At 69.0% G+C, this 4,588-nt stretch carries 6 protein-coding genes; 1 reads left to right on the top strand and 5 read right to left on the bottom strand.

The window, feature by feature from the left end:
- The 5 genes from H5J30_RS18560 to H5J30_RS18580 all read right to left on the bottom strand — a co-directional run.
- Positions 1–466, bottom strand: a 466-nt coding sequence (locus tag H5J30_RS18560; protein ID WP_181788537.1) for an FAD-dependent oxidoreductase, incomplete at its 3' end; no start/stop codon positions are given.
- 130 nt (positions 467–596) lie between these two features.
- A complete protein-coding gene (locus tag H5J30_RS18565; protein ID WP_181788538.1) occupies positions 597–1,565 on the bottom strand; it encodes an amino acid ABC transporter permease in 969 nt (322 codons plus the stop codon).
- Positions 1,562–2,233, bottom strand: a complete 672-nt coding sequence (locus H5J30_RS18570) for an amino acid ABC transporter permease (RefSeq protein ID WP_181788539.1) — start codon at positions 2,231–2,233, stop codon at positions 1,562–1,564. The genes H5J30_RS18565 and H5J30_RS18570 overlap by 4 nt, the downstream gene beginning before the upstream one ends.
- Positions 2,234–2,345: 112 nt before the next feature.
- On the bottom strand, positions 2,346–3,185 hold the full coding sequence (locus H5J30_RS18575) for a glutamate ABC transporter substrate-binding protein (RefSeq protein WP_181788540.1): 840 nt from the start codon (positions 3,183–3,185) through the stop codon (positions 2,346–2,348).
- Positions 3,186–3,221: 36 nt separating this feature from the next.
- The gene (locus H5J30_RS18580; protein WP_181788541.1) at positions 3,222–4,001 is read right to left on the bottom strand and encodes an amino acid ABC transporter ATP-binding protein; all 780 of its coding nucleotides are present in this window, start codon (positions 3,999–4,001) and stop codon (positions 3,222–3,224) included.
- Between the two features lie 259 nt (positions 4,002–4,260).
- Here H5J30_RS18580 and H5J30_RS18585 point away from each other — a divergent pair.
- The coding region (locus tag H5J30_RS18585; RefSeq protein WP_181788542.1) for a response regulator at positions 4,261–4,588 on the top strand (328 nt) is incomplete at its 3' end.

Consider the following 4,588-nt stretch of genomic DNA (forward strand, 5'->3'; position numbering starts at 1 on the left):
TGCCGCGCCACCAGGTCCCCGCGCGGGTGCGGGCCTTGATGCCGTACGGCTCCTGCGCCAGCTCGGTCACCCGGCTGCCGCGGAAGACCTCCACGTGGTGGGAGTTCTCGGCCAGTGCGGCCAGCGAGGCGGTCAGGGCGGACTGCGCGACGTGCAGCGGCGCGGGTCCGGCGGCCTCGCCGAACTCCACGCGCACCTGCGTCCGCCCGCCGCGCAGCACGCGCCAGCCGGTGAGCCGGGCACCCCGCTCGCCGGCCTCGGCGGCGCCGATGCGGTCGAGGAACGCGGCGGTGTGCGGGCGCAGTACGGCGGTACGGGCCGGGCGCGGACCCGCGGGCCTGCCGTCCTCCTCGGCGTCGCCCGCGGGGCGGTCGTCGAGGAGGACCGTGGGGACCGCGTGCCGTGCCAGAGCCAGCGCCAGGGCGAGCCCGACAGGGCCCGCCCCGACGATGATCACCGGGTCCACGGCGATGCGCCTCCGGCGCCATGGTGCCTACGTACTAAGGGTTTCGGAGCCGGGTGCGCGATCACACGAGGTATGCAACCCACTGCCGCACCCGGCAGTCAAGCCGAGGGCTTCCGGCCGCCCCCTCGGGCTACGTTCCCTGGCCTCCGCCGCCGTCTCCCCCGCCACCGGCGTCACCGCCGCCCAGGAGAGGAGCGGCCCCGCCCGCGCCGCCCAGGGCACCGCTCGCGGCGCCGGTGCTGAGGTCGTCCACGGCCGCGACCCCGACCACCGCGCCGGTGGTGCGCTTGCCGCGCCGGACCGCGCGCTCCAGCCAGCTCGCCAGCGACGTCAGGATGAAGTTCACGATCACGTAGATCGCCGCGACGATGATGAAGCTGGCGAACACGTTGGAGTAGTTGGACGCCAGCGTGCGCCGCTCGACGAGCAGCTCGCTGAAGCCGATCATCACGCCGCCGAGCGCGGTGTCCTTCACGATGACGACGAGCTGGCTGACGATCGCCGGCAGCATCGCGGTGACGGCCTGCGGCAGCAGCACCGAGCCCATCATCTGGCCCTTGCGCAGGCCGACGGCCTTGGCGGCCTCGGTCTGCCCCCGCGGCAGCGACAGGATGCCCGCGCGGACGATCTCGGCGAGCACGGCGGCGTTGTAGAGCACGAGCCCGGTGACGACGGCGTACAGGGGGCGCTGCTCGCTGCTGATGCCGGTGTACTCGGAGTAGAACTGGTTCGCGAACAGCATCAGGATCAGCACGGGGATGGCGCGGAAGAACTCCACGACCGCGCCCGCCGGCACCCGGACCCACGCGTGGTCGGACAGCCGCCCGATGCCGAACAGCGCGCCCAGCGGCAGCGCGATGAGCAGCGAGAGCCCGGCCGCCTTCAGCGTCTCGCCGAGGCCCGGCAGCAGGTACGTGGTCCACGCCTGGGAGTCCGTGAAGAACGGCTTCCACAGCGCCCACTCAAGCTGGTTCTTCTCGTTCAGCTTGTCGATGACCCACCACACGCCGAGCGCCATCACGGCGAGGAAGAGCACGGTGTAGACGATGTTGCGGACCTTGGCCTTCGGTCCGGGGGCGTCGTAGAGAACGGAGCTCATCGCTTGACCGCCACCTTCTTGCCGACCCAGCCGAGGAGGAGCCCGGTCGGCAGGGTCAGCACGACGAAGCCGAGCGCGAAGATCGCCGAGATGAGGAGCAGCTGCGCCTCGTTCTCGATCATCTCCTTCATGAGCAGCGCCGCCTCGGCGACGCCGATGGCCGCCGCCACCGTGGTGTTCTTGGTGAGCGCGATGAGGACGTTGGCGAGCGGGCCGACGACCGAACGGAACGCCTGGGGCAGCACGATGAGCATGAGGACCTGGGTGAAGCTGAGCCCGATGGCGCGGGCGGCCTCGGCCTGGCCGACGGGCACCGTGTTGATGCCCGAGCGCAGCGCCTCGCAGACGAACGCGGCGGTGTACGCGGACAGCCCGAGCACCGCGAGCCGGAAGTACTTGGCGTCGAAGTCGACACCGGCGCCGAGCGTGACACCGAAGACGTCGGCGAGTCCGAGGGCGCAGAAGACGATGATGACCGTCAGGGGGACGTTCCGGATGACGTTCACGTAGACGGCGCCGAAGCCCCGCATGAGCGGGACGGGGCTGACCCGCATGGCCGCCAGCATCGTTCCCCAGACGAGGGAGAACAGGCCGGACAGCAAGGTGAGTTTCACGGTGACCCAGAACGCGTCCAGGATCTGTGTGTCGTAATCGGAGATGATGTCCAACGTCAGTCCAGCGCTCTCGCCTTAAGTGGACGCGGTGGTGTGCCACCCGTGCGGGCGGCACACCACCGCTCTGACAGTGCGGCCGCACCGCCGGGGCGGTGCGGCCGGCTCGCTACTTGAGTTCGCCGATCTTCGGCGCCGGCTCGAAGTCGTAGTTCGCGGGGCCGAGGTTGGCGTCCATGAACTTCTCCCAGGAGCCGTCGGAGACCATCTTCTCCAGGGCGGCGTCGATGTCGGTCTTCATCTTCTCGTCGCCCTTCTTGACCCCGACGCCGTAGTTCTCGTTGCTCAGGTTCAGTCCGGCGAGCTTGAACTTGCCCTTGTTCGCCTCCTGCGCGGCGTAGCCGGCGAGGATGGAGTCGTCGGTGGTCAGGGCGTCGATCGAGCCGCCGGCGACCGCGTCGAGGCACTCGGAGTAGCCGGGCCGCTCGGCGAGCTGGGCCTTGGGCGCGATGGTGTCCTTGACGTTCTGCGCGGAGGTCGAGCCGGTGACCGAGCAGAGGGTCTTGCCGTTGAGGTCCTCGCCCTTGGTGATGTCGTCGTCGGCACGGATCAGCAGGTCCTGGTGGGCCAGCAGGTACGGGCCGGCGAAGTCGACCTTCTGCTCGCGCTCGTCCGTGATCGAGTAGGTCGCGGCGATCATGTCCACGTCGCCACGCTCCAGCATGGTCTCGCGGTCGGCGCTGATCGCCTCCTTCCACTCGATCTGGTCCTCGGCGTAGCCGAGTTCCTTGGCCACGTACGTGGCGACGTCCACGTCGAAGCCCGAGTAGGAGCCGTCGGGCTCCTTCAGGCCGAGGCCGGGCTGGTCGAACTTGATGCCGATGGTGATCTTGTCCTTGCCGCCGCCGTCACCGCTGTCGCCGCCGTCGTCGTCGGAGCCGCACGCGGCCGCGGTGACGGAGAGGGCGAGTGCGCAGGCAGCGGCCGCGCTGACTTTGCGGAGATTCATGGTGAGCATCCTTCTGTCTGGTGTGTTGCCGGCAGCTCAGTGGTGCAGGATCTTCGACAGGAAGTCCTTCGCCCGGTCGCTGCGAGGGTTGGTGAAGAACTGGTCGGGCGTCGTCTCTTCCACGATCTGGCCGTCGGACATGAAGACCACCCGGTTCGCCGCCGAGCGGGCGAAGCCCATCTCGTGCGTGACGACGACCATAGTCATACCGTCCCGGGCGAGTTGCTGCATTACCTCCAGCACCTCGTTGATCATTTCGGGGTCGAGGGCCGAGGTGGGCTCGTCGAAGAGCATCACCTTGGGCTCCATCGCCAGCGCGCGGGCGATCGCCACCCGCTGCTGCTGGCCGCCGGAGAGCTGCGCGGGGTACTTGTCCGCCTGGTTGCCGACGCCCACCCGGTCGAGCAGGGCCCTGGCGGAGGTCTCCGCGGCCGCCTTGTCCTTCCTGCGGACCTTGACCTGCCCGAGGGTCACGTTCTGCAGCACGGTCTTGTGTGCGAAGAGGTTGAACGACTGGAAGACCATGCCCACGTCGGCGCGGAGCTTGGCCAGCTCACGGCCCTCGGCGGGCAGCGGCTTGCCGTCCAGGGTGATGCGGCCGGAGTCGATGGGCTCCAGCCGGTTGATGGCGCGGCACAGCGTGGACTTCCCGGACCCCGACGGCCCGATGACGACGACGACCTCGCCGCGCGCGATCGTCAGGTCGATGTCCTGGAGCACGTGGAGCGCACCGAAATGCTTGTTGACGTTTTCCAGCACGACCAGCGGTTCACCCGCAGCCGGAACGGCGTCCTTGGCCATCGAAACCTCGGTCATCCGCGTCTTGCTCCGTCCTCTTCGGTTGCCTGGACCTTAGTGAGCAGCCTCGACCAGCGTCATCACATCTGAGGGGAAATTGAGCATAACGATCCGGCTGCAATCGGACACAATGGGTGGAATCGGGACGCCGCTCTCCGTACTCGTCACATAACGGAAACCGCTGGGTGACCTGGCCGGACTTGACGCGGCGGGGCCGTATCCGCCTGTATTCGTGTGCGGGCTGAGACGATACGCGAGAGAGGGAACGGGAGGGTCGATGAGGCTGCTGCTCGTCGAGGACGACGACCACGTGGCCACCGCGCTCTCCGCGGTGCTGGCCCGGCACGGGTTCGAGGTGGGCATGGCCCACAGCGGCCAGGAGGCGCTGCAGGAGCTGCTGCACAGCGAGCTGGCGCCGTTCGACGTGGTGCTGCTGGACCTGGGGCTGCCCGACCAGGACGGCTTCGAGGTGTGCGGACGCATCCGCAAGCTGACCGGCACGCCCGTGATCATGGTGACCGCGCGCTCCGACGTCCGGTCCCGCATCCATGGGCTCAACCTGGGTGCCGACGACTACGTCGTCAAGCCGTACGACACGGGCGAGC

It is taken from the genome of Streptomyces phytophilus (assembly GCF_013870535.1).
GTDB classification, from domain to species: domain Bacteria; phylum Actinomycetota; class Actinomycetes; order Streptomycetales; family Streptomycetaceae; genus Streptomyces; species Streptomyces phytophilus.